This is a genomic window from Peribacillus sp. NPDC097675 (genome assembly GCF_050277655.1).
Taxonomy (GTDB): Bacteria; Bacillota; Bacilli; order Bacillales; family DSM-1321; genus Peribacillus.
On the sequence record NZ_JBNNSK010000007.1, the window covers coordinates 219,982 to 242,727 of the forward strand.

A 22,746-nucleotide genomic window follows, 5' to 3' on the forward strand; every position below is an offset into this window, starting at 1 on the left:
TTCTTGGATTGTCCAACTTATTTGTCGTTCAATGCCACGACGCCCGGTAGTTCCTTGCCTTCCATGAACTCAAGAGAGGCTCCTCCACCAGTAGAAATGTGGGACATTTTATCGGCAAGACCGAACTTTTCCGCTGCTGCAGCTGAATCTCCGCCACCAACGATGCTGTATGTATCTTTTGCATCCGCTAAGGCTTCAGCAACCGTTCTTGTTCCATTTGCGAATTTATCGAATTCAAATACTCCCATTGGTCCGTTCCATATAACCAACTTAGATTCTTTAATGACATCCGCATATAGTTTGCTCGTTTTTGGTCCGATATCAAGGCTCATTTTTTCACTTGGGATCGAATCAATATCAACAACTTCTGTTTCAGCATCAGGAGAAAATTCCGCTGTTATAACCGCATCAATCGGTAAGTGCAATTTAACGCCTTTTTCCTTCGCACTTTCAATGAATGATTTGGCTAGTTCAATCTTATCTTCTTCCAATAAAGAGGTACCGATTTCATGACCTTGGGCTTTGATAAAGGTATAACCCAATCCGCCACCTATAATCAAATGATCCACTTTTTCTAAAAGATTTTCGATGACGCCGATTTTATCTTTTACCTTCGCTCCACCAATGATTGCGGTAAAAGGACGTTCAGGCTCAGATAACGCTTTTCCTAAGACAGAAAGTTCTTTCTCCATTAATAATCCGGCAACAGCTGGAAGATGGTGAGCAATTCCTTCTGTAGAAGCATGGGCACGGTGAGCGGCTCCAAATGCATCGTTCACGTAAACATCCGCAAGCTTCGCAAATTCCTTCGCTAGTTCTGGGTCGTTTTTCTCTTCACCAGGATAGAAGCGTACGTTTTCCAAAAGAAGAATTTCGCCATCATTTAATTCTTTGATGATAGATTGTACGGCTTCGCCATGTGCTTCATCGGCTTTTTTAACATCTTTACCGATTAACTGACTTAATCTCTCCGCAACTGGAGCTAAGCGCAACTCCTCTACAACCTGTCCCTTAGGACGACCAAGGTGACTGGCTAAGATCACTTTAGCCCCTTGTTCAATCAAATAATTGATGGTTGGTAATGCCGCTTTGATTCTCGTATCATCCGAAATCTTTCCGTCCTGCATCGGAACGTTGAAATCGACCCGACAAAACACGCGTTTACCTTTTAATTCAATATCTTTAATCGACTTTTTATTCAAAATCCAAGAACCTCCTTAGATATGGTTACCTTATTTTATAAAGGGAGACTACCCAATTCCAATTCCCTTTTCCTCTTCTTCATTATAATCTGTATACGGATATTTATCCAAAAACAAGCAGAAGACTTTCTCCTAATACCATTATAAAAAAAACCTCACTTTCGTGAGATTTTTTTTATAATGCAAATTTCAAGCGAATTACAGACCTTTTTTAGCAAGGTAATCGATCAAGTCTACAACACGGTTAGAATATCCTGTTTCATTATCGTACCAAGATAATACTTTTACCATGTTTCCTTCCATGACCATTGTAGAAAGAGCATCAATCGTAGAAGATGATGGGTTTCCGTTATAGTCGCCAGATACTAGTGGAAGTTCACTGTATTCAAGGATTCCTTTTAATTCACCTTCAGATGCTTTTTTGAACGCCGCATTTACTTCTTCAGCTGTTACGTCTTTTTCAAGTTCAGCAACCAAATCCACTACAGATACGTTTGGTGTTGGTACACGCATAGCCATACCATTCAATTTCCCTTTCAACTCAGGAAGTACAAGTGCTACAGCTTTAGCTGCACCAGTAGTAGTTGGAATGATATTTTCTGCAGCCGCACGAGCACGACGGTAGTCTTTATGAGGTAAATCAAGAATTTGTTGATCATTTGTGTATGAGTGAACAGTCGTCATCATTCCACGTTTAATACCAAATTGTTCTTGAAGAACTTTAGCGAATGGAGCTAAGCAGTTAGTTGTACAAGATGCATTTGAAATAACGTGATGGTTTGCTGCGTCATATTTGTCTTCATTAACACCCATAACGATTGTAATATCTTCGTCAGATGCAGGAGCGGAGATAATTACTTTTTTCGCACCAGCTTCTAAATGTTTAGCTGCATCAGCACGTTTTGTGAAACGGCCAGTTGACTCAACAACAACTTCTACTCCAAGTTCTCCCCAACCTAATTGTGCTGGATCGCGCTCAGCCAATACTTTGACTTTATGTCCATCAACTACCAAGAAATCCCCATCAACTGTAACCTTTTCTTGTAGTGAACCATGAATTGAGTCATATTGCAGAAGGTGTGCCAACATATTAGCATCAGTTAAATCGTTAATTGCTACGATGTCTACCTCTGGATTTTTTAAAGCTGCACGGAATACGTTACGTCCAATACGTCCAAAACCATTAATACCTACTTTTACTGACATGAAAAATTCCTCCTCTTAAGTTCGAAAATATTTTATTAAAGGGTATGGTATCCCTGAATTAACTCTAATGCTGCCGCTTCATCCGTAATTAAAACCGTCGATGAGGGGGCGCCTTTCATATAGGAACGGATCGCCTTTACTTTAGTCTTTCCACCAGCAACAGTTATCACTCGCTTTTCAGGGCTAAGGTCTTCTAATTGAATGCCGACGGTCAAAACTTTATGGACAACAGTTCCATTTTCATCGTAATAATAACCAAATGCTTCACCTACAGCATTCCCATCAATCAGTTTTTTTAACATATCTGATGACGTATTTCTCCTCTTAGCCATCGCTAAAGCGTCACCGATACCATGGATAATCATATCGGCAGACTTTATTTTCGTGATGACTTCTTTCATCGCAGGTTCCTTCATGAAGGAAGTATAGGACTCATCGCTCAATTGATCAGGAACATACAATACCCGGTAAGAGGCATGAGCTTTATGGGCCATTTTTTCTACGATTGTGTTAGCCTGGATCTGCGTGGCTTCACCAAGTCCGCCTCGGGCCGGAACAAAAGTCAACTGCATCGCTGCTTCATCTGGTGATAATGAATTAGCTACTTCAGCCATTGTCGATCCGCCAGTAACGGCTATGGTAGTTTTCGTTCTCCATTCCCGTTTCATACGGATTGCGCAAGCTTTTCCTAACTCTTTTTTCACCCAAGGAGATTCGTCACAGTTCCCTGAAACGATGATTACCTCGTCAACTTGCAACATTTCCTGCAATTGCCGCTCCATTAGGTCTATACCCATTACCTCTCGCATTATTCCTTCCAATTTTCCCAGGATTTCTATCCCTTCTTCAGAAAGCATCATGCCAGAACTAAATATATTGATAAGGTTCTGACCTTTTAGAAAATCGATTTCACTTCTAAGGATCCGCTCAGTCAAATTAAGGCTCACAGCCAGACTTCGCCTTCCTACAGGCTGTAACATTTTGATATGACGCAGGATATCATACCTTTTTTGCATAGCCGAAAGGAAATCAGGCAATAATTTTCTTTGTACCTCGAGTAGTGTGCGCATGGTTATAACTCCTAAAAGATCTATATGGACATATTATGTCCCGTATAGTCATTTTGTGTCCCACTTAAAATAAAAAAATATTCCTGCTACAAATCCTATAATAGCAGGAAAGGAATATTTCTTCAAACAATTTGATAGTTTATTTTACCAAAAAACTTTGAAGTGTTGATATATCAACGTTTCCATACTGAATAATTCTCCCATTCATCTCAATGACTGGTATCATTAACCCGTATTTCTCAAGTAGAACATCATCAGAATGAATATCAATTTCTTTATAATATAGCTCAGATTCCTGTTTTAATTCTTCCAGAATTTGTTTCGCCTTTACACACAGCGGGCATTTTTCCCTGCTGTACAAAATCAACGTGTCCTTTTCCACTATACTCATCCTTTTCAATCATACCTTTTTCGTTTAGATGAAGAGGGAATGCCCAATTGCTCCCGATATTTTGCTACTGTTCGGCGCGCCAAGATGATTCCCTTTTCTTCTTTTAACCATACTACTAAGTCTTGATCGGAAAGCGGCTTTTGTTTATTTTCATTTTGGATCGCTACCTGCAGATTTTTTTTCGCCTGCATCCCTGAAATATCCTCCACATGGCCGACCGATTGCAACGAAGTGGTGAAAAATATGCGCATTTCCAATGTACCAAAAGACGTTTGGACATACTTCCCTTTCACGGCCCGGCTCACAGTGGATTCATGGATACCCAGTTCGTCCGCTATATCTTTCATCGTCATCGGTTTTAAAAAATTTAACCCATGAAGAAAACAGGATGGCTGCTTTTCGACGATTGTTTGCATCACCTTTAAGATGGTTTCCTTACGTTGTTGTATCCCCTTTGAAATCCATTGAAACTCCTGCCACTTGTCCTGGATAAAACGTTGCACTCCATGGTCCTTATAACTCTTCATCTGGTTCAAATACCCTTTATCCACATGAAGATTGGGCGAATTCCCTTCATAATTCCCTACCAGCAGAGTACCTTCAACCACTTCGACAACTACATCCGGTACGATATAGGAGGGCTTTTCCTGAAAAAAGAGGGAGCCGGGCCTTGGGTTCAACGTCTGGACATAATCAAGCACTTGCTGAATTTCCTTCAGTGAAACACCTATCTTTTTACTTAATTCCTTCCAGCGCTTTTCGACAAACTCAGGAAAATAGTTTTCAAGGATACATTCAGCTAATCGGTTCATCCCTTCCGCTTTCACCTGTAGAAGAAGGCATTCTTGCAAATTCCTTGCCGCAAGACCATGGGGTTCTACCTGTTGTAAAACAGCTAGGTTTTCTTTTAAAACGGTAGAAGACATGCCAGGTTCCCAAATATCATCCAAATCGATTCGCAAATAGCCATTTTCATCAAGATTGTGAATCAGGAACACCATCGCTTTTTGGTGTTCATCGGATAACTGCTGGTGATTTAATTGCGACATCACATGTTGTTCAATCGAGAGAGTATCTTCACCACTCAATTGTTCGATCCAATCATTCGAATCAAACGTATTTTTTATATGTTGTTTCCCTTTTTTACGATCGTAGGTAGGTTGAAATAAAGCAGAAGCTGGCTGTTCCAGGGATATTAGTGGGTTTTCCTCCATTTTATTTTCTAAAAAGGCGGTAAGCTCTTGTGTCGAATACTGCAACAACGTAATAGCCTGCATTAATTCCTGGGTCATGGCCATTTTTAATGTTTGCTGTTGAAAAAGACCTGCGTTCATGTTCATGCTCATTGATCCATCCCTCCCCATTCCATTTTACATGATTAGGAGATAATACTACACAAAAAACTGAAAACGCTTACTTTATAGATTATTTTAATTTATATACTATACGCTTAGGTTGAGCCCTTAACGACTACTTATTTGGGAACCAAATTATTCAATATCGGGGGATTCAAACAGGATTCGAGGTTATTTTCATTATAAAAAAAGCTCCTGCTTCTATAAACAGGAGATTGTAGTTTGCCAAAAGAGTTCCACATTGTTTTCATTCATATTAATTATTTATCTGCTTGCTTCTTTTTCAAAAACTCCGCACGCAATTTTTCAAGATGCTGCTTTTTATCAAATTTGGCAGGCTTCTGTTTTTCATGAAACTTTGTCACAGCCACCTGACTTTTGTAATCCAATTGATATTTCCCCACTTCGTTCACCTACTTTTCTTGTCTTTAAAGAAAATCTATTCATTACATATACTATACCTTATTTTACTGATATAAACCGGATTACTTTATGAGTGTAGTTTACCTTCTATTACTTACTTTAAATTAATTATAAAAAAAGCCCCTACGCTAAGAAAAAGCGTAGAGGCAGTTAACAGTAATGCCCTCGGCAGGAATCGAACCTGCATTTCAAGCTTCGGAGGCTTGCGTTCTATCCGTTGCACTACGAGGGCAAAATAGGAAGTCGATTAATAGTGCTTAAAGTATTTTTTCAACAGATTCCATTATATGATATAAACCGTTTGTTTGCAAGAGCATTCAGGTTTAAAACATCAAAATATGGGTAGTATGGATAAAGTGGAAATTCATCCCTGAACGGCTTACTTTCTATTAAATATCCTTTGAAAGGAGTATTCATAATAATTTGTCGAACGAATAATCAAATATTGGGTTTGTTTTGTTTGACCTTAATTGACCAAAAAGTGTATCATACATACATAAAGAATTTAAATGATTCTCTCAATCGAAGGAGGAAATGAACATGAATTTAATTCCTACAGTTATTGAACAAACAAGCCGTGGAGAGCGTGCATACGATATTTACTCCCGTTTATTAAAAGACCGGATCATCATGCTTGGAAGTGCGATTGACGACAATGTATCCAATTCTATTGTTGCTCAATTACTATTCTTAGAAGCTGAAAATCCTGAAAAAGACATTACATTATACATCAACAGCCCAGGTGGAAGCATCACTTCCGGTATGGCGATTTATGATACGATGCAATATATCAAGCCTAATGTCTCTACTGTATGTATCGGTATGGCCGCTTCAATGGGAGCATTCCTATTGGCTGCTGGAGAGAAAGGCAAACGTTTTGCACTTCCTAACAGTGAAGTCATGATTCATCAACCACTTGGAGGCGCTCAAGGGCAAGCAACGGAAATCGAAATTGCAGCCCGTCGTATCCTTCACTTGAAAGATAAATTGAACCAAATTCTAGCGGAACGTACTGGTCAACCTCTAGAAGTCCTTCAAAGAGATACAGAACGTGATAACTTCATGACTTCTGAAAGAGCTCTTGAATACGGTTTGATTGACAAGGTCATCACGCGTAGCCACCTTGACGAAAAGAAAGAATCTTAATAATAAAACCAACGGACTCATTCATTTTGAGTCCGTTTTTTTATATCAAAAAAGGGATGCAACTTTGAGGCATCCCCGTTTTTTATCCTTCTTGCTGTACGAATTCTTCCAACGCTTCAATTGCTTCCTGTTCGTCGCGCCCGTCTACGATAAGCTTGATGGATACACCAGAACTAACAGCTAGGCTCATCAAACCCATGATGCTTTTGGCATTCACTTTTTTTCCGTCTTTTTCAAGGAAAACGTCTGAATGAAAGCGACTAGCCTCTTGAACGAAAAGAGCTGCCGGGCGGGCTTGTAAACCTGTCTTTAGTTTTACTTCTATTTGTTTTTCCACCATCTTAATCTCTCCATTACACCTTATTTTTTCGCAGAAATAGCTTCTCCCCCACGGAGTCTATCAGCTATTTCATCAATTTTTCGTAGCCTGTGATTAATGCCAGACTTACTAATAGTCCCTCCAGAAACCATTTCACCCAGTTCCTTTAGAGTTATGTCTTGATATGCAATCCGCAGTTCTGCTATTTCCCGCAATTTATCCGGTAAAATACTTAGTCCAACTGTATCTTCGATATAATGGATATTCTCGACTTGCCGCAGTGAAGCTCCAATCGTTTTGTTCAGATTAGCAGTTTCACAATTTACAAGCCGATTGACGGAGTTACGCATATCCCGCACTATTCGTACATCCTCGAACCTTAGTAATGCTGAATGCGCTCCCACAATGCTTAAAAACTCGGCGATTTTCTCGGCTTCTTTTAAATAAATGATATATCCTTTTTTCCTTTCAAGCGTCTTCGCCTTCAGGTCAAACTTATTCATCAATTCACATAAGGCATCATTATGCTCCTTATAAAGCGAGAAAATCTCGAGGTGATAGGAAGATGTTTCCGGATTATTGACCGAACCTCCTGCGAGGAAAGCACCTCTTATATATGAACGCTTACAACATTTCTTTCCAACTATATTATCGGATATAGCATGAAGAATTTCAAAGCCTTCACCCAATATTTCCAAATCGGTTAAGATCCGCTGGCCGCCAGCTGACATCCTGACGATATACACATTATTCTTTTTAAGTTTCATCTTTTTACGAACGAGTAGCTCGACCTGGACCTCATAACTTTTTTTCAGAAGCATATATATCCGTCGAGCAATCGCTGCATTTTCCGTCTGAATATCCACAACAAGCTTACGATTCGAAAATGAAAGGGACCCGTTCATCCGAATTAGGGCACATAACTCGGCTTTCACGCAGCAATCCTTACCTTCCAATGTAGTCAGTTCTTTCTTTGTTTCTGAAGCAAAAGACATTCATTTCACCCCCCAATCGAACATAGGTCATCTATTTTTTAGTCAAAAGACAGTCTCCACCTATATTTAAGGAGCTATATGACTTTCGTGTATAAGCATATTATATAATAAATCGGCTACCTTTTTAGTGTCATGGCGTATGACATCACCCTCATAGCTGAAAATGTGTCCTTGTATAATCTCGAGGCCCATTCTCTTTAGACTCTCGACATCATACACCACCGGTTTAGCGTATTCGGCTTGATAACGTTGCTGAATTCCGATTGGTATGGGTTCCGCATTGACAAGAATCCGATCTATATAGGCATTTCCCATATGATCATAGATTGCTTTTATATGGTCGCTCGCACTATAATCGAGTGTCTCCCCTGCTTGGGTCATTAAATTGCAGATGTACACTTTCTTTGCTTTGGAGCGGGCTATTTCTTTCCCAATACCTGGAACGAGTAAATTTGGAAGGATGCTCGTGTATAAACTTCCCGGACCGATGACAATAAGGTCGGCTTGCTTGATGGCCTGGATTGTTTCACTGAGCGGCTTTATTTGTTGAGGCGACAGAAATACTCTTTTTATTTTCTTTCCTGACAAGGGAATTTTCGATTCTCCCGTTACAATCGTTCCATCTTCCATTTCAGCATGAAGGACCACACTTTGGTTCGCGGCAGGCAGGACTTTGCCACGGACATTCAGGAATTTACTCATTTCCTGGATTGCATGGACAAAGTCCCCCGTCAATGAGGTCATGGCCGCAAGGATTAAATTCCCTAACGAATGACCGGACAATTCATTTTTACTTTGGAAACGATGCTGAAACATTTGCTCCACAAGAGGCTCAACATCCGAAAGTGCAGCCAGGACATTGCGGATGTCTCCTGGGGCAGGGATATGCATATCCTCCCGGAGACGACCAGAGCTACCGCCATCATCGGCAACAGTCACAATAGCCGTTATATCTACTGGGTACTTCTTCAACCCCCTTAGTAGGACTGGAAGGCCCGTTCCCCCTCCAATGATTACCACTCTAGGTTGTCTCACTTTATCTGGCATCTATTTTCCCCTTACTCTTTTCGATATCACGATGGGACACATGAACCGTATAGCTCTTTTGGAAATAATTCGAAATGTATTCGGTCAAGGCAACGGAACGATGCTGACCTCCCGTACACCCAATGGCGATTACCAGCTGCGCTTTTCCTTCACGCTTATAGTATGGAAGCATGAAGCTTAACAAATCCGTCAACTTTTCCAGGAACTTTTGTGTCTCGCTCCATTTTAAAACGTAACTCGATACTTCCTCATCCAAGCCGGTCTTTGGTCTCATTTGATCAATATAGTATGGATTAGGCAGAAAACGCACGTCAAACACAAGGTCCGCATCAATGGGCAATCCATGTTTAAAGCCGAAAGACATGACATTCACAGAAAATCCAACCTGTTTATTTTTAGAAAACTCCGTGGCGATTTTTTCTCTTAGTTCCCGTGGTTTCAGCCGGGACGTATTAAAGATCAACTGCGCCCTACCTTTTAATTCATCCAGTAGTTCCCGTTCCAGTTTAATGCCTTCTAATGGACGATCCAATGGAGCCAACGGATGGGTTCTCCTCGTCTCTTTATATCGACGGACCAATGCATCATCATCCGCTTCAAGAAAGAGGATCCTAGGAGATACCCAAGAGGTCTCCGTTAAGTTATCCAAGGCCAGAAATAAGGAATCGAAAAACTCCCTACCCCTTAAATCCATAACAAGGGCTACCTTATTCATCTTATTTCCCGAGTCCTTCATTAACTCCAAGAACTTTGGTAATAAAGCGGGTGGCAAATTATCGACGCAAAAAAATCCGAGGTCCTCAAAACTTTGAACTGCCACCGTCTTTCCCGCTCCTGACATTCCAGTTATGACGACCAATTGCGTATCATTTATCTGCCCAACACTCATGTTTTTGCCCCCCTTGAGTAGTTATCTTTTTTTATAAAATGAGGATCAACCTGGATCAAGTCGATAAGAAAGTAGCTTAAATTCCGGTGTATAGGTAAAGGTGCCGTAAATTACTCCAGTTCCTTGAACCATATAATCTAGAATATGATAATCCCCTTCGGCCATGTCCAGTTTCTTAATATCTTCAATAGGGTGCCAAAAAAGCTCCCCTTCTTCACAAACATCCACATTGACACCATCGGAATCGGTGGCAAAAAAGGTAAACATCATCCATTCGGACAACACTTTGTCTCCATCCTTCATAATAAAGGTGAAAATCCCTTTAATGGTCGGGTTTTTTAAATAAACGCCCGTCTCTTCACGATATTCCCTGATACAGGCATCCCGGACTGATTCTCCTGGCTCCATCTTACCTCCGGGAGCAACCCACCATCCACGTCTTGGTTTTTTTAACAAAAGGATTTGATTGTCCTTCACTAATACACAGTTTGTGACACGTTGCACTGTTCTTCACCTCAAATTGGCCTATGCTCGACTATAGAAACTTCCCTCTAATGCCTTTGGAAAGTCGTTCTTATTCTTAAACCACCGCTAGACATCCATTTGGCGATTTACAAATGCTTATAGTACAAACAAGCTTAATTTTACATCTTATCTCTATGACTAAACTATGTGTAGTATATCTTATCATTATACTATTTTTGAAATAAGCTAACAATAAAGGAAACTTCCTGGTTTGGGTGAATATTCATTTCTACGCTTACCCTTCCTACTCACTCCCTTAGTCCCATCTTTATTCCAGACAAAAAAAAAGGCACAGAATTCTCTGTGCCCAACACGTTAATATAATAAAGGGGGTCAATACTACCCTTACTATACCCAATCATTATTGCATGGATGTTACAGCCTCGTTAAAACCCAATGACGAAGTGTAAAGTTTTATATAAAGAATTATGCTTTTATTTGCAACTTTTCTTTTAGTTCTTCCACATAATGCTGAACCGATTGTGCAGCGATACTACCATCGCCAGTAGCTGTTACGATTTGACGCAATGTTTTCTCACGAACATCCCCAGCTGCAAAAATGCCTGGAACCCGAGTTTGCATGACATCATTCGTTTCGATATAGCCTGTAGCATTTAAAATGCCCAAATCCTCAAAAGGCTTCGTTAAAGGCAGCATGCCGATATAGATGAATACACCGTCTGCTTTTAACTCTTTTTCTTCTCCGTTAGCCGTAGAAACTAGTGTGACACTACCGACTTTTCCACCATCTTCATTGATTTGTTTCAATGTATGATTCCAGATGAAATCGATTTTTTCATTGGCAAACGCACGGTCTTGAAGGATTTTCTGTGCACGAAGCTCATCACGTCTATGAACGATTGTTACTTTAGAAGCGAATCGAGTTAAGTAGACGCCTTCTTCAACTGCAGAGTCTCCTCCACCGATGACGAACAGTTCTTTTTCTTTAAAGAATGCCCCATCACAAACCGCACAATAAGATACACCGCGGCCACCTAGTTCTTTTTCACCTGGTACGCCGATTTTCTTATATTCCGCTCCTGAAGAGATAATAATGGAACGGGCCTTGAATTCCTTAGAGCCAGCCTTGATGGTTTTGTACTCTTCTCCATCAATGATCTCTTTAACGTCTCCGTAAGCATACTCTGCCCCGAATTTTTTGGCATGATCAAACATTTTTGTTGAAAGCTCAGGTCCAAGGATTGTGTCGAATCCTGGGTAGTTTTCGACTTCCTCCGTGTTGGCCATCTGTCCACCTGGAACTCCACGTTCTAACATCAATGTTGAAAGGTTTGCCCGTGATGTATAGACAGCAGCCGTCATCCCTGCAGGACCAGCTCCGATAATCACAACGTCATAAATTTTTTCAGACATAATCTCACTCCTCCATATTCCATAACAAATGGAACATTCACTGCCGTTAGTGTTCCCTACCTATTATCCTATATAACAAATAATTTTTCGTCCAAGTATTTGCTCATTCTAAAAGGTTTTGAACGAGCTTGACATACTTCGACAAAGTGGAGACCGAAATGAAATACTTATCCGCGATGACCTGTTTACTCGTCTTTTCGTTTTTAAGTTTATTCCATACATATTCGACTGCAGAGGCCCATCCTGCTGGATTGTTAAGCTTCTGATCGGTATGAGTTGCCTCGACGAAGACAGAAAACCACATTAGGTAAAGGCCCGCCTCATTTAGTTGGATAGGGTGAAAATGTTGATATAATAATTCGGCCGTCCGATCAGCAAAACTAATCGCTGTCAGTTGGCGGTCTTTATTAGGTTCCTGAACCATTTCGGCATAATCCTTTTCCCATTCGGTGAAGTTCTGCTTCATGTTGAACACCTGGTTTTTCAAAAGCTTCTGCTTATGAACGGAATGTTTTAATAGGAAAATAGCAAACAATCTTTCTTCGATAAATTCACTCTCAAGCCGTTTTATAATGGAAGGAAGATGATGTTCAAATCCTTCAGAGGTTGCATTCATATCTCCCCAAGGCTCCATGCCCTCTTTTTCCGGATTCATCTCCACGACCCTTTTCCACGCTTTTCGGGCCACTTGTTCATGACCTAAGTGATAAGCCGATATCGTCAGCCAATAGTAGAACGTGCCGTCCCCTTCAAAACCTTGCTTCTGCAGCACATTTAACCATTTATATGCAGAGGCATAGTTTCCGATTAACGCAAAGGTAGCACCAAGTTTAAAGCGATGTTCAGATAACATGGGACGAATCTTTTCGAGCATCGAGACAAGTTCCTCCACATGTTCTTCATCCTGCTGATAATGATGAAATACGACAAGGTTACAAAGCGCGTGCAGGTTTCCAGGGCTTTTTTCCAGCACCTCATCCAACGTGCTGAAAGCTTCCTCCACCTGACCAAGGTAAAAATACGCTAACGCAAGATTATTGTATGCTGACCAATAATCTTCATATTCGGCGATCGTTTCCTTTAACACTTCAATTGCTCTAGGGAAGTCACCTGCTTCGAGATACTCTCGGGCTTTTTCCTGTTTTGCAATAAGACCATCATGCTTAAACGGGTTTTCCCCTGAATCATCGGACTCAAATGTAATTAGTTCAAGAAGGTCCTCCGCATCGTCGCTGAACTCTCCGTCTTCCTCTTTATCAAGGTACGCACTCGCGTGGCGATACGCTTCCTTGAACATGCCTAGATGGGCATAATTATTGGCTAGGAAGTAATGGCATTCCGACATATAAGGATCCATTACATCCAAGATATTTTCTAGAAGGTTATTGGAATAATTATATTCGCCGATTTCTGAACAAGTAATCGCCAATTGACAGGCAATCATCGGTTCAGTGGGCTCAAGTTCCAAGGCACGTTCCAAGTATTTTTTTGATTTAGGTAATTCATGTCTATGGTATGCTTTTAAACCCTTAGTGAAATAATACTCACCAGTTGGGTGAAAGGTTAGAATTTTTGCCTGTTGGCTATATTTAGAGTCTTTACTCATGTAATCCTCCATCTACAAGTTGATTAACTATAGTATTATATCATATGGAAGGATTTTTGCCGAACGATTCAAGAAAATGGAAAATGAATTTCACTCCCTTCTTCTCATTCTGTCACGAACTCCTTACAAAGAAACACCCTCCAGGAGAAGGAGGGTGAAAAAACTGTCTTAAGCCTTTAATTTCGGTTCATCTTTTACGGAATGCCTAGCCTTTAATACATCAAGGACAGCTTGGAAAGGTAATTCCTGTTCTTGAAGCAGAACGAATAAGTGATATAGAAGATCAGCACTTTCCATCGAAAGTTCTTCAGCGTCACGATTTTTGGCCGCTATAATGACTTCAGCTGATTCTTCCCCCACCTTTTTCAAGATTTTATCTACGCCTTTTTCAAATAAATAGGTCGTATAAGAGCCTTCAGGCATTTCTGCTTTTCGCTCTGCGATTAACTCTTCCAATTCTTTCAGGAAATTCACATTGGTTGGCCCAGTCTGTTGCACTTCTTCATCTTTATAAATTGTTGTGCCGAAGCAGCTAGTGGCACCGGTATGGCATGCCGGACCTGATGGAACAACCTTTACGACTAACGCATCTTGGTCGCAATCATATTTCATTTCGACGATTTTTTGTGTATTTCCGCTCGTTTCCCCTTTATGCCAAAGCTTATTGCGAGAACGGCTGAAGAATACGGTCTCCCCTTTTGCAATGGATAGATTCAGCGATTCTTTGTTCATATATGCAAGCGTTAAGACTTCTCCTGTTCCTGCGTCCTGGATAATCGCAGGAATTAGACCTTTTTCGTCATATTTAATCGTATCAAAATTCATCGTACAACCACTCCTTGTTGTTTGAGAAACGTTTTGACTTCTTTGACTGATGTTTCTTTATAATGGAAAATCGAAGCTGCCAATGCTGCGTCCGCTTTTCCTTCTTCAAATGCAGCCTGGAAATGCTCTGCGTTCCCGGCACCACCAGAGGCAATGACCGGAACAGATACAGCTTCAGATACCGCTTTCGTTAATGCAATGTTAAACCCTTGCTTCTCGCCATCACAATCCATGCTCGTTAGTAGAATTTCTCCGGCCCCGCGGCTAACCGCTTCCTTCGCCCAATCAATGACTTCCCACTCTGTCGGTTTACGGCCACCATGGGTATAGACACGCCAAGAACCAAGCTCCTCGTCATATCGTGCATCGATGGCGATGACGATACATTGTGCACCGAAATAATCGGAACCTTCATTGATTAAGTCAGGTCGAAGGACGGCGGCTGTATTTAAGGACACTTTATCTGCGCCTGCCCGTAGGATCTTTTTCATGTCCGCAAGTGAGTTTATGCCACCACCAACCGTAAAGGGAATGGCTAGGCTACCTGCTACACTTTGAACGACGTCGACAATGGTTTCACGCCCTTCATGAGAAGCGGAAATATCAAGGAAAACCAGTTCATCGGCTCCTTCTTGATCATAAAAGGCAGCAAGTTCGACAGGGTCCCCCGCGTCTCTTAAGGAAACAAATTGTATGCCCTTCACGACACGCCCATCTTTAACATCCAAACAGGGAATAATCCGTTTTGTCAGCATTTAACCACGCACCTTTACTAGCGCTTCTTTTACCGTAAAGCGATTCGTATAAATGGCTTTACCAATAATGGCGCCTGCCACTCCTTGAGCTTCATATTCTTGGAGCTTGATAAGATCCTCAAGAGAACTGATGCCACCAGAAGCAATTACATGCTTTCCAGTAGCTTTAGCCATCGCGACAATCCCATCGACATTTGGTCCAGAAAGCATGCCGTCCGTCGCAATATCTGTCACGATAAACGTCTCCGCTCCTGCATCCGCAAGAATTTTCCCAAGATCGATGGCCAGTGTTTCCGAGGTTTGCAACCAACCATGTGTGGCAACCTTTCCATCTTTTGCATCTATCCCAATCGCGATATGTTTCCCGTATTTTCTGATCATTTCTTTTGTGAATCCAGGATTGGAAACGGCCGTGCTTCCAAGGATGACACGTTCTACCCCGTTATCTAGATAATGGGCAATATCCTCTTCTGTCCGAATCCCTCCGCCAATTTGAACGCGTGCCCCCAACTCTTTCGCCGCTTTGATCACGTATGAGTCATTGATGCGCACACCTTCTTTGGCCCCGTCCAAATCGACCATATGTATCCAATCTGCTCCTTGGTCCGCAAAGCTTTTTGCCATATCAAAGGGAGAATCACCATAAACCGTTTCCTGATTGTAGTCTCCTTGGATTAAGCGGACACACTTTCCGCCGCGCATATCAATCGCCGGGTAAATCGTAAAATTGCTCATGCTTTTTCCTTCCCTTCCACTAAGGACAAGTAATTTTTCAAGAGAGACATGCCCATCTGCCCGCTTTTCTCAGGATGAAACTGCATCCCGAATACATTACCTTTTCCAACGATTGCCGGTACTTCCACATCATAAGTTGCTGAAGCAATCACATAGGATTCATCGGTATCTGCAAAATAAGAATGAACAAAGTACACATGCTCCTCTGCAAGACCGTCGATTAATGGCGATGATTGTTTAAATCTAAGATGGTTCCAACCCATATGGGGTACTTTATATGTTTGTTCGTTAGCATCCACGCCTGTAAAACGAACGACTTTACCAGGAATGAGGGAAAGACCTTTTGCGGGCCCATTCTCTTCACTTTCATCAAATAGAAGTTGCATGCCAAGGCATATCCCCAGTAAAAATCCGCCGTCGGCTACGTATTGTTTCAGGAATTCATCAAGCTTTTGTTTTTCCAAGAGACTCATCGCATCTCTGAATGAACCGACGCCGGGTAGGATGATGCCTGTCGCCTTGGCCAGCTCGGCAGGGTCATCGGAAATAAATGAATCAGCTTCCAAACGCTCGAGCCCCTTGCTGACGGAAAATAAATTCCCCATTCCGTAATCGACGATTCCGATCATTTACAACAATCCTTTCGTCGAAGGAATGCCTTTTTCTCGTGGATCGATGGACGTCGCTTCATCCAATGCACGTCCAAGTGCTTTAAAGACCGCCTCGATCATATGATGCGTATTATGACCATAATGAACTATGACATGCAGATTCATTCGTGCTTCAAGCGCAAACTTCCAAAGAAATTCATGCACCAATTCCGTATCGAATGTCCCAACCTTCTGCGAAGGGAATTCTGCACGGAACTCGAGATGGGGCCGATTACTTAAATCAATGACAACCTGTGCAAGTGCCTCATCCATCGGTACGAAAGCATTTCCATAACGCTTAATGCCACGCTTATCTCCAAGAGCCTCCAATAACGTCTGCCCTAAGCAAATACCGATATCTTCAGTTGTATGATGATCATCAACCTCCGTATCACCCTTCGCATCCACCGTAAGATCAAACTTCCCGTGCTTCGTGAACAAATCAAGCATATGCGTCATGAACGGAACACCCGTCTCAATCGACGAATTCCCTTCCCCATCGACACCAAACCTCAAACTAATATCCGTCTCATTCGTCTTCCGCTCCACACTAGCAAAACGCTCCATAACAAATCCTCCTCAAATCGGGGGTCAGACCCCATTTCCCAAGTTCCAAAACTCATAACAAACCTATATATATCAATGTTTTCAGTGCTTTTATTTAGGGGTCAGACCCTATTTCCCAAGTTCATGTACACCACGGGATTCAATGGCGCGGGCGTGGGCTTCGAGTCCTTCCATTCGGGCAAATGCAGCAATTTTCGACGCATTTTGGCGGAATGCCGTTTCGCTGTACATGATGATGCTTGATTTCTTTTGAAAATCGTCAACGTTTAGTGGACTGGAGAAACGGGCTGTCCCATTAGTAGGCAGGACATGATTCGGACCTGCAAAATAATCCCCGACAGGCTCCGAACTGAATCGGCCGATAAAGATGGCCCCGGCGTGACGGATTTTCGCCATCACTTCTAGAGCATCCCGTGTCATGATTTCCAAATGCTCTGGTGCCAACTCATTTACAGCACCGATCGCCTCGTCCATATCCTCACAGACAACAATCCGCCCGTAGTCCTTAATGGCAGCTTCAGCGATTTCCCGACGCGGAAGTAAAGCCACTTGCTTCTCCACTTCGGCGTCCACGTCTGTTGCCAATACCGTTGAAGTTGTCACGAGTACACTGCAGGCACGAGCATCATGTTCTGCCTGTGATAACAAATCCGCAGCTACTTCCGAAGCAACAGCCGTATCGTCAGCAAGCACAGCTATTTCACTTGGTCCGGCAATCATATCAATGGCCACGTCCCCGAATACTTCCCGCTTGGCCAAGGCTACATAAATATTACCTGGTCCGACAATTTTATCGACATTCACTATCGTTTCCGTTCCATAAGCAAGAGCCGCAATCGCCTGAGCTCCACCGACCTTGTATATTTCCGTCACGCCGGCTATTTTCGCAGCCGCTAAGACCGCAGGCGTCAATTTACCGTCTTTACCAGGTGGGGAAACCATTACGATACGCTTTACACCTGCCGCCTTAGCAGGCATAACATTCATCAGAACCGAAGATGGATAGGCAGCTGTGCCACCAGGGACATAAACACCAACCGCGTCTAGTGGCGTCATTTTTTGCCCAAGCATCGTTCCATTATCATCGGTTGTAATCCAAGAATTCCGAATTTGTTTCTCGTGAAACATTCTGATATTATCGGCTGCTTCCTGGATAATCGCTACCTGTTCATCGGTTAACTCTGCAGTTGCCTCTTCCAATTCCTGCTCAGTCACCAGAAAATCCTCAAGCCGTACACCGTCAAAACGTTCTGTATAAGAACGTAATGCTTCATCACCATTTTTCCTCACAGCATAAATGATATCCTGTACTGCTTTTCGTTGGTCGGCAGTACCGGAATCTACTGAACGCTTCAAGGAAATTCCTTCTGCAAAACGTGAAATTTTCATGTGTTCACCTCATCAACGTTACTTTTTATTGTTCTATAATTTCAGCTAACCGATCGACAATTTCTGTAATTCTCGCTTCTTTAATCCGGTAACTGACAGGATTCGCCACCAACCTTGAAGTCACATCGGCAATTTTCGCATATTCAACCAAACCATTTTCCTTCAATGTTTGACCAGTTGAAACAATATCCACGATTCGTTCCGCCAGCCCTATTAATGGCGCTAATTCAATCGAACCATTCAGTTTGATAATTTCAACCTGCTCACCTTGTTGGCGGAAATAACTTGAGGCCACATTTGGATATTTACTGGCGATTTTAGGAGCGAATGAACTGATTTTCGTACCAGGTAGACCCGCAACTGCCAAGTAGCAAGCGCTGATCTTCAAATCAAGCAACTCGTATACATCACGTTCTTCCTCTAACATCACGTCTTTCCCCGCAATCCCCATATCTGCAACTCCATGTTCCACATACGTCACGACATCCATCGGCTTTGCTAAAATGAAACGAAGATTTTCCTCTTCTACTTCAATGATTAATTTACGGGAATCATCAAACTCAGGAGGTAGACGAAAGCCGGCCTTTCTTAATAGCTCTGCCGCTTCTTCAAATATTCTCCCTTTAGGCATCGCGATTGTTAAAAAGCTATTACTCATCTTCTCCATTCCCCCCATTCCCTACAAATAAATGCACGTCAGAAAAAGTCCTCGTAAAGGCATCGACATTTTGCACGACCGTAATATCTTGAATCGTGATTCTTTTACCTTCTGAACGTTTCGATTTGGCAAAATCAAGTGCTTCCGCCCTGCGTTCTGGACTGAACAAAATACATTCCGGTGCAACGAGCTGGCTAGGTTCACCAAGTGCTTCCGCAAGACGGTCGACACGAATCGCGAACCCGGTGGCAGAAGCATTCCAGCCGAACTTTTCAAGCAAGTTATCATAGCGTCCACCATTTCCAATAGGTGAACCGACTTGATCTGCATACACTTCAAACAGAGTGCCTGTGTAATAACTCATATGACTGACTAGCGTTAAATCAAAGTTCACATACTGTTCCACACCGAACTCCTTCAGTTGTACAGCCAGTTCCTTGAGTTCATCTAGTGAATCTTGTCCTTTTCCATTCTCAAGCAACATCATCGCTTTTGACAAAGTTCCTTCGCTTCCCCTTAAAGAAATGAATTCGATGAGCCGTTGTTTATCAATAGAAGATAACGGAAGTGATTTTACATGTTCACGGAAACCAACATAATTCTTCTCATATAACAATTTTCTTAATCTTGATGCCCTCTCTTCCGTTCCCAGGATACTCAAGAAAAATTCTTGTAAAAATCCAATATGGCCGATAGATATCTTGAAATCCTTCAGTCCCGCAGCCTTCAGGACATCTGCAAGTAACGCGATCATTTCCGCATCAGCGCTGATGGACTTGTTTCCAATACACTCTATGCCGATTTGTTCAAACTCAGCCGGCCGTCCACCTTCACGTTGCTGGGCACGATATACATTCGCCGAATAAGCAAGACGGAGTGGGATTTGCTGTTTAAGCAATTTCGATGCCGCCACGCGTGCAATGGGGGCCGTCATATCGGGTCGAAGCACAAGCGTATGACCCTGAGAATCTAGCAATTTAAATAATTGTTGATCCAAAATTGCCGAAGCTTCCCCAATCGTTTCATAATATTCCAAAGCGGGTGTTTCAATAAACTGATATCCCCACTTCTTGATTTCATCACTCATCTTATTTCGAACCGATACTTTCGTTTCGTACAGCATCGGCAACGTATCTCTCATTCCTAACGGCTTCTCAAACATAAATCGCTTAGTCACGGCTCCACATCCTTTTGAAATATTCGGTAATGTATGTATTTCCATTTGACCCTCTAAATCAAATTCGGGTCCATGCATATATAAATGTGTATATACCTATATCTTTCCTATATAACAATCTTAAAACCCTACGATGGGTCACATGTAAAATACTATCAAAAAAACGAACATAAACCTATAAATAATCAAAATAATCTATCAAATTACTTTAGTTCGCTAATATGGTAACAAGATGAAGTTATTACTAGTTTACTCCTGCTCCAACCAGACGTCAATGAAAAAAGGTCCAATAATGGGGTCAGGCCCCATTTCCCAAACTCCACCGAACTTCCTGCACCTTACAGCTGCAAGGTACTGGAATAATCTAGTGGGGGTCAGACCCTATTTCCCAGTCCTTTTATACCATCTTTGTTCGTTTATCATTATTGTTGTATATCTTTTGGAATGGAGGACTTATAATTTTTAGTGGTTTAGGTGTATTTTAACTTTTAGGGGGAAATGAGTTTGAAGAGAATTTTTTCATTTTTTATTGCATGTGTAATCATTTTTTCGCTGGGTTTTGGCGGGAATCACGGATTTGCTGCAACGAAAATCAATCAAGATGAGCTGAATACCTATCTTGCTGAGATTAGAATGTCGCAAGCCGAGCTGATCGATTACTTGGCCTATTACGATTTAACAATGGCAGATTTTGAATCAGTAGAAGACCTGCGCGATACATGCGGTCCGGCTGCAACTCCTGAAACTTTGCAGGAGCTACTTAACGACTATGAAATGACCGAAAAAGAACTTACGAACTTATTAATGGATTATGGGGAATTGGAAGAAGGAGATTCCATTCTTGATACCTTCCACTTCATTTACGATATTGAAGATATCATCGATTTAGATTCAGAAGAAGACATGGACTATGAAGACGAGGATCTCATCGATTTAATGGATGACCTATTTACTGAGATTGACCTGACAGAGGAAGAACTCGAGCGTTTTATGAACCATTTGTTACCTATCGTTGAAGAGCCTACTTTTGAAGACCGCTTGATGACGATTGCTGATAAAATGGAGCAATTGGAGGCTTTCGAAACCATCGATGAACTATCTGCTGCACAAGTGGCCGAAATGCTTTCCATTTATGATGAATTGCAAAACTTGTTGCAAATCCAATTCAAGTTTTCTTTAACTCATGAAGGCGTTACCTCCACCCTATCTCTTGAATCATTATTCAAGCTAGAGGATTTAACGAATGCTAGTTTACTAGTCTCCATCTATGACTTAAGCGGCAACCTCTTGCTTGATTTTAATTTGACTGGGGAAATGATCGGTTCCGATTTAGTGAAAGACACAGGAAATGACCTCAAGCAAACAACGAAGGTCATTTCCAAAGTGGCTGAGGTAAAAAAAGAAAAGCCTAAACATAAAACGGAAAAAGGGGCTCTGATGCCTAAGACCTCCGGTAACTACCTGTTTGGTGCGTTGATCGGTTTAGCGATGATTGCCCTTGCTTTTAGGTTTATCAGGAAAGCGATGCTCGTAAAATAAGATGACTCCCAAGCACACGAAAAAATGGCTTCTCATTATGGCTTCCTGCCTTATCATTGTAGGTTTCTATTTTACAACGACGAATGCTTATACCTTATTAAAGGGATATGCCCTTTATAAATGGAACAAGCCCGATATCGTTGAACAAACAACCGTCCACAAAGAAAAAAAGGCTCCGGCCAATGATCAGCTCTATGATAAAAGGCCGGAAACGGGCGACCTGATGGGAGAGCTGTATATCCCGAAGCTCGAGGCGACTTTACCGATTTACCATGGAACAGATGAGGATGAGCTTGAAAAGGGCGTCGGGCATTACGCCGGTTCGGTGCTGCCTGGAGAAAAGGATAATTCCGTTTTATCCGGCCATCGGGACACGGTTTTCCGTAAGCTAGGTGACGTTGGAGAGGGCGATTTGCTGATCACGAAGACTGTGGCTGGCACGTTCACGTATAAAGTGAGAAAGGTCCGGATTGTCGACGCCGATGATCGGACCGTGATCGTACCCAAGCCCAAAGCCACCCTGACTGTCACAACCTGTTATCCTTTTTCATATATTGGTAGTGCACCAGAGCGATATGTATTGATTGCAGATTTACTGAAATCGGAAATGGACAATTAAACACGAGGGCTGCATCAATTGCAGCCCTCTCTCCATTATAAGAGAGTAGGAGGACGTGTGCGTTATGGATAAACAGGCGCAGGAAAAGTTCTATCAAATCGTAAGAAACACATATGAAATAACATCGAAAAATGAGGATATATCGATTATAGAAGTCATGGACCAACTTAAAAAAGATTTGTCTCAACTAAAAGGGGCTGTCTAATAAGTCCCTAAAATAAAACAGGTGGAGAAAAACAACTCGTTTTTCTCCACCTGTTTTTCTATTGTTATAATTATTCATT

24 protein-coding genes, 1 tRNA gene and 1 pseudogene are annotated in these 22,746 nt (G+C 41.9%); 4 read left to right on the top strand and 22 right to left on the bottom strand.

The window, feature by feature from the left end; genetic code table 11:
- Positions 1-17: 17 nt before the first annotated feature.
- The 7 genes from ACQKL5_RS12440 to ACQKL5_RS12470 form a co-directional block, all read right to left on the bottom strand.
- On the bottom strand, positions 18-1,202 hold the full coding sequence (locus ACQKL5_RS12440) for a phosphoglycerate kinase (protein ID WP_427609108.1): 1,185 nt from the start codon (positions 1,200-1,202) through the stop codon (positions 18-20).
- A 198-nt stretch (positions 1,203-1,400) separates the two neighbouring features.
- Entirely contained in the window at positions 1,401-2,408 is a 1,008-nt protein-coding gene (gap, locus tag ACQKL5_RS12445; RefSeq protein ID WP_427609110.1) for a type I glyceraldehyde-3-phosphate dehydrogenase, read from the bottom strand.
- Positions 2,409-2,443: 35 nt separating this feature from the next.
- Complete coding sequence (locus ACQKL5_RS12450) at positions 2,444-3,478, bottom strand: sugar-binding transcriptional regulator (protein ID WP_427609112.1); 1,035 nt, start codon at positions 3,476-3,478, stop codon at positions 2,444-2,446.
- A gap of 139 nt (positions 3,479-3,617) precedes the next feature.
- Positions 3,618-3,860 carry a glutaredoxin family protein gene (locus ACQKL5_RS12455; RefSeq protein ID WP_427609113.1) on the bottom strand — a complete coding sequence of 81 codons (243 nt, stop codon included), beginning with the start codon at positions 3,858-3,860 and terminating at the stop codon, positions 3,618-3,620.
- Positions 3,861-3,874: 14 nt separating this feature from the next.
- Entirely contained in the window at positions 3,875-5,215 is a 1,341-nt protein-coding gene (rpoN, locus tag ACQKL5_RS12460; RefSeq protein WP_427609114.1) for an RNA polymerase factor sigma-54, read from the bottom strand.
- A gap of 269 nt (positions 5,216-5,484) precedes the next feature.
- Complete coding sequence (locus ACQKL5_RS12465; RefSeq protein WP_427609116.1) at positions 5,485-5,628, bottom strand: hypothetical protein; 144 nt, start codon at positions 5,626-5,628, stop codon at positions 5,485-5,487.
- 179 nt (positions 5,629-5,807) lie between these two features.
- A tRNA-Arg gene (locus ACQKL5_RS12470) sits at positions 5,808-5,879 on the bottom strand.
- A gap of 299 nt (positions 5,880-6,178) precedes the next feature.
- Between ACQKL5_RS12470 and clpP the strand changes: the two are divergent.
- Positions 6,179-6,793, top strand: a pseudogene (gene clpP / locus ACQKL5_RS12475) (ATP-dependent Clp endopeptidase proteolytic subunit ClpP); the annotation flags it as partial.
- 82 nt (positions 6,794-6,875) lie between these two features.
- Here the strand turns inward: clpP and ACQKL5_RS12480 are convergent.
- The 15 genes from ACQKL5_RS12480 to ACQKL5_RS12550 form a co-directional block, all read right to left on the bottom strand.
- Positions 6,876-7,133, bottom strand: coding sequence for an HPr family phosphocarrier protein (locus ACQKL5_RS12480; protein ID WP_427609117.1), 258 nt, complete (start codon positions 7,131-7,133; stop codon positions 6,876-6,878).
- Between the two features lie 20 nt (positions 7,134-7,153).
- A complete protein-coding gene (gene whiA / locus ACQKL5_RS12485; protein WP_402962518.1) occupies positions 7,154-8,107 on the bottom strand; it encodes a DNA-binding protein WhiA in 954 nt (317 codons plus the stop codon).
- Positions 8,108-8,173: 66 nt separating this feature from the next.
- Positions 8,174-9,154, bottom strand: coding sequence for a gluconeogenesis factor YvcK family protein (locus tag ACQKL5_RS12490; protein WP_427609120.1), 981 nt, complete (start codon positions 9,152-9,154; stop codon positions 8,174-8,176).
- Entirely contained in the window at positions 9,144-10,043 is a 900-nt protein-coding gene (gene rapZ / locus ACQKL5_RS12495; protein ID WP_427609121.1) for an RNase adapter RapZ, read from the bottom strand. The genes ACQKL5_RS12490 and rapZ overlap by 11 nt, the downstream gene beginning before the upstream one ends.
- 45 nt (positions 10,044-10,088) lie before the next feature.
- Positions 10,089-10,547, bottom strand: coding sequence for an 8-oxo-dGTP diphosphatase (locus ACQKL5_RS12500; protein WP_427609123.1), 459 nt, complete (start codon positions 10,545-10,547; stop codon positions 10,089-10,091).
- Between the two features lie 447 nt (positions 10,548-10,994).
- The gene (trxB, locus tag ACQKL5_RS12505; RefSeq protein ID WP_427609170.1) at positions 10,995-11,945 is read right to left on the bottom strand and encodes a thioredoxin-disulfide reductase; all 951 of its coding nucleotides are present in this window, start codon (positions 11,943-11,945) and stop codon (positions 10,995-10,997) included.
- Positions 11,946-12,045: 100 nt separating this feature from the next.
- A complete protein-coding gene (locus tag ACQKL5_RS12510; RefSeq protein ID WP_427609125.1) occupies positions 12,046-13,548 on the bottom strand; it encodes a tetratricopeptide repeat protein in 1,503 nt (500 codons plus the stop codon).
- Between the two features lie 168 nt (positions 13,549-13,716).
- Positions 13,717-14,373, bottom strand: coding sequence for a bifunctional phosphoribosyl-AMP cyclohydrolase/phosphoribosyl-ATP diphosphatase HisIE (hisIE, locus tag ACQKL5_RS12515; RefSeq protein WP_427609126.1), 657 nt, complete (start codon positions 14,371-14,373; stop codon positions 13,717-13,719).
- On the bottom strand, positions 14,370-15,128 hold the full coding sequence (gene hisF, locus ACQKL5_RS12520) for an imidazole glycerol phosphate synthase subunit HisF (protein ID WP_427609128.1): 759 nt from the start codon (positions 15,126-15,128) through the stop codon (positions 14,370-14,372). Before hisF ends, hisIE begins: the two co-directional genes overlap by 4 nt.
- Positions 15,129-15,863: a 1-(5-phosphoribosyl)-5-[(5-phosphoribosylamino)methylideneamino]imidazole-4-carboxamide isomerase gene (hisA, locus tag ACQKL5_RS12525; RefSeq protein ID WP_427609130.1), complete on the bottom strand. Its 735-nt coding sequence runs from the start codon at positions 15,861-15,863 to the stop codon at positions 15,129-15,131. It abuts the gene before it with no gap.
- Positions 15,860-16,492 (bottom strand): imidazole glycerol phosphate synthase subunit HisH, encoded by a 633-nt coding sequence (gene hisH, locus ACQKL5_RS12530; protein ID WP_427609131.1) that lies wholly within the window; start codon positions 16,490-16,492, stop codon positions 15,860-15,862. Before hisH ends, hisA begins: the two co-directional genes overlap by 4 nt.
- Positions 16,493-17,080 (bottom strand): imidazoleglycerol-phosphate dehydratase HisB, encoded by a 588-nt coding sequence (hisB, locus tag ACQKL5_RS12535; RefSeq protein WP_427609133.1) that lies wholly within the window; start codon positions 17,078-17,080, stop codon positions 16,493-16,495.
- A 108-nt stretch (positions 17,081-17,188) separates the two neighbouring features.
- Positions 17,189-18,469, bottom strand: a complete 1,281-nt coding sequence (gene hisD / locus ACQKL5_RS12540) for a histidinol dehydrogenase (RefSeq protein ID WP_427609135.1) — start codon at positions 18,467-18,469, stop codon at positions 17,189-17,191.
- Positions 18,470-18,494: 25 nt separating this feature from the next.
- Entirely contained in the window at positions 18,495-19,127 is a 633-nt protein-coding gene (gene hisG, locus ACQKL5_RS12545; RefSeq protein ID WP_402870706.1) for an ATP phosphoribosyltransferase, read from the bottom strand.
- Positions 19,120-20,304: an ATP phosphoribosyltransferase regulatory subunit gene (locus ACQKL5_RS12550; protein WP_427609172.1), complete on the bottom strand. Its 1,185-nt coding sequence runs from the start codon at positions 20,302-20,304 to the stop codon at positions 19,120-19,122. The genes hisG and ACQKL5_RS12550 overlap by 8 nt, the downstream gene beginning before the upstream one ends.
- A 504-nt stretch (positions 20,305-20,808) precedes the next feature.
- Here ACQKL5_RS12550 and ACQKL5_RS12555 point away from each other — a divergent pair.
- From ACQKL5_RS12555 to ACQKL5_RS12565, 3 genes are all read left to right on the top strand, one after another.
- Entirely contained in the window at positions 20,809-21,843 is a 1,035-nt protein-coding gene (locus tag ACQKL5_RS12555) for a processed acidic surface protein (RefSeq protein ID WP_427609137.1), read from the top strand.
- 1 nt (position 21,844) lies between these two features.
- Positions 21,845-22,462, top strand: a complete 618-nt coding sequence (locus ACQKL5_RS12560; protein WP_427609139.1) for a class D sortase — start codon at positions 21,845-21,847, stop codon at positions 22,460-22,462.
- A 64-nt stretch (positions 22,463-22,526) separates the two neighbouring features.
- Complete coding sequence (locus tag ACQKL5_RS12565; protein ID WP_427609141.1) at positions 22,527-22,667, top strand: hypothetical protein; 141 nt, start codon at positions 22,527-22,529, stop codon at positions 22,665-22,667.
- The last annotated feature ends 79 nt before the right edge of the window (positions 22,668-22,746 follow it).

Excerpts from the sequence above, each read along its gene's own strand:
- gap (WP_427609110.1), bottom strand. The coding sequence starts at position 2,408 with ATGTCAGTAAAAGTAGGTATTAATGGTTTTGGACGTATTGGACGTAAC.
- ACQKL5_RS12450 (WP_427609112.1), bottom strand. The coding sequence starts at position 3,478 with ATGCGCACACTACTCGAGGTACAAAGAAAATTATTGCCTGATTTCCTT.
- rpoN (WP_427609114.1), bottom strand. The coding sequence starts at position 5,215 with ATGAGCATGAACATGAACGCAGGTCTTTTTCAACAGCAAACATTAAAA.
- ACQKL5_RS12480 (WP_427609117.1), bottom strand. The coding sequence starts at position 7,133 with ATGGTGGAAAAACAAATAGAAGTAAAACTAAAGACAGGTTTACAAGCC.
- whiA (WP_402962518.1), bottom strand. The coding sequence starts at position 8,107 with ATGTCTTTTGCTTCAGAAACAAAGAAAGAACTGACTACATTGGAAGGT.
- ACQKL5_RS12490 (WP_427609120.1), bottom strand. The coding sequence starts at position 9,154 with ATGCCAGATAAAGTGAGACAACCTAGAGTGGTAATCATTGGAGGGGGA.
- rapZ (WP_427609121.1), bottom strand. The coding sequence starts at position 10,043 with ATGAGTGTTGGGCAGATAAATGATACGCAATTGGTCGTCATAACTGGA.
- ACQKL5_RS12510 (WP_427609125.1), bottom strand. The coding sequence starts at position 13,548 with ATGAGTAAAGACTCTAAATATAGCCAACAGGCAAAAATTCTAACCTTT.
- hisIE (WP_427609126.1), bottom strand. The coding sequence starts at position 14,373 with ATGAATTTTGATACGATTAAATATGACGAAAAAGGTCTAATTCCTGCG.
- hisF (WP_427609128.1), bottom strand. The coding sequence starts at position 15,128 with ATGCTGACAAAACGGATTATTCCCTGTTTGGATGTTAAAGATGGGCGT.
- hisA (WP_427609130.1), bottom strand. The coding sequence starts at position 15,863 with ATGAGCAATTTTACGATTTACCCGGCGATTGATATGCGCGGCGGAAAG.
- hisH (WP_427609131.1), bottom strand. The coding sequence starts at position 16,492 with ATGATCGGAATCGTCGATTACGGAATGGGGAATTTATTTTCCGTCAGC.
- hisB (WP_427609133.1), bottom strand. The coding sequence starts at position 17,080 with ATGGAGCGTTTTGCTAGTGTGGAGCGGAAGACGAATGAGACGGATATT.
- hisD (WP_427609135.1), bottom strand. The coding sequence starts at position 18,469 with ATGAAAATTTCACGTTTTGCAGAAGGAATTTCCTTGAAGCGTTCAGTA.
- hisG (WP_402870706.1), bottom strand. The coding sequence starts at position 19,127 with ATGAGTAATAGCTTTTTAACAATCGCGATGCCTAAAGGGAGAATATTT.
- ACQKL5_RS12560 (WP_427609139.1), top strand. The coding sequence starts at position 21,845 with ATGACTCCCAAGCACACGAAAAAATGGCTTCTCATTATGGCTTCCTGC.
- ACQKL5_RS12565 (WP_427609141.1), top strand. The coding sequence starts at position 22,527 with ATGGATAAACAGGCGCAGGAAAAGTTCTATCAAATCGTAAGAAACACA.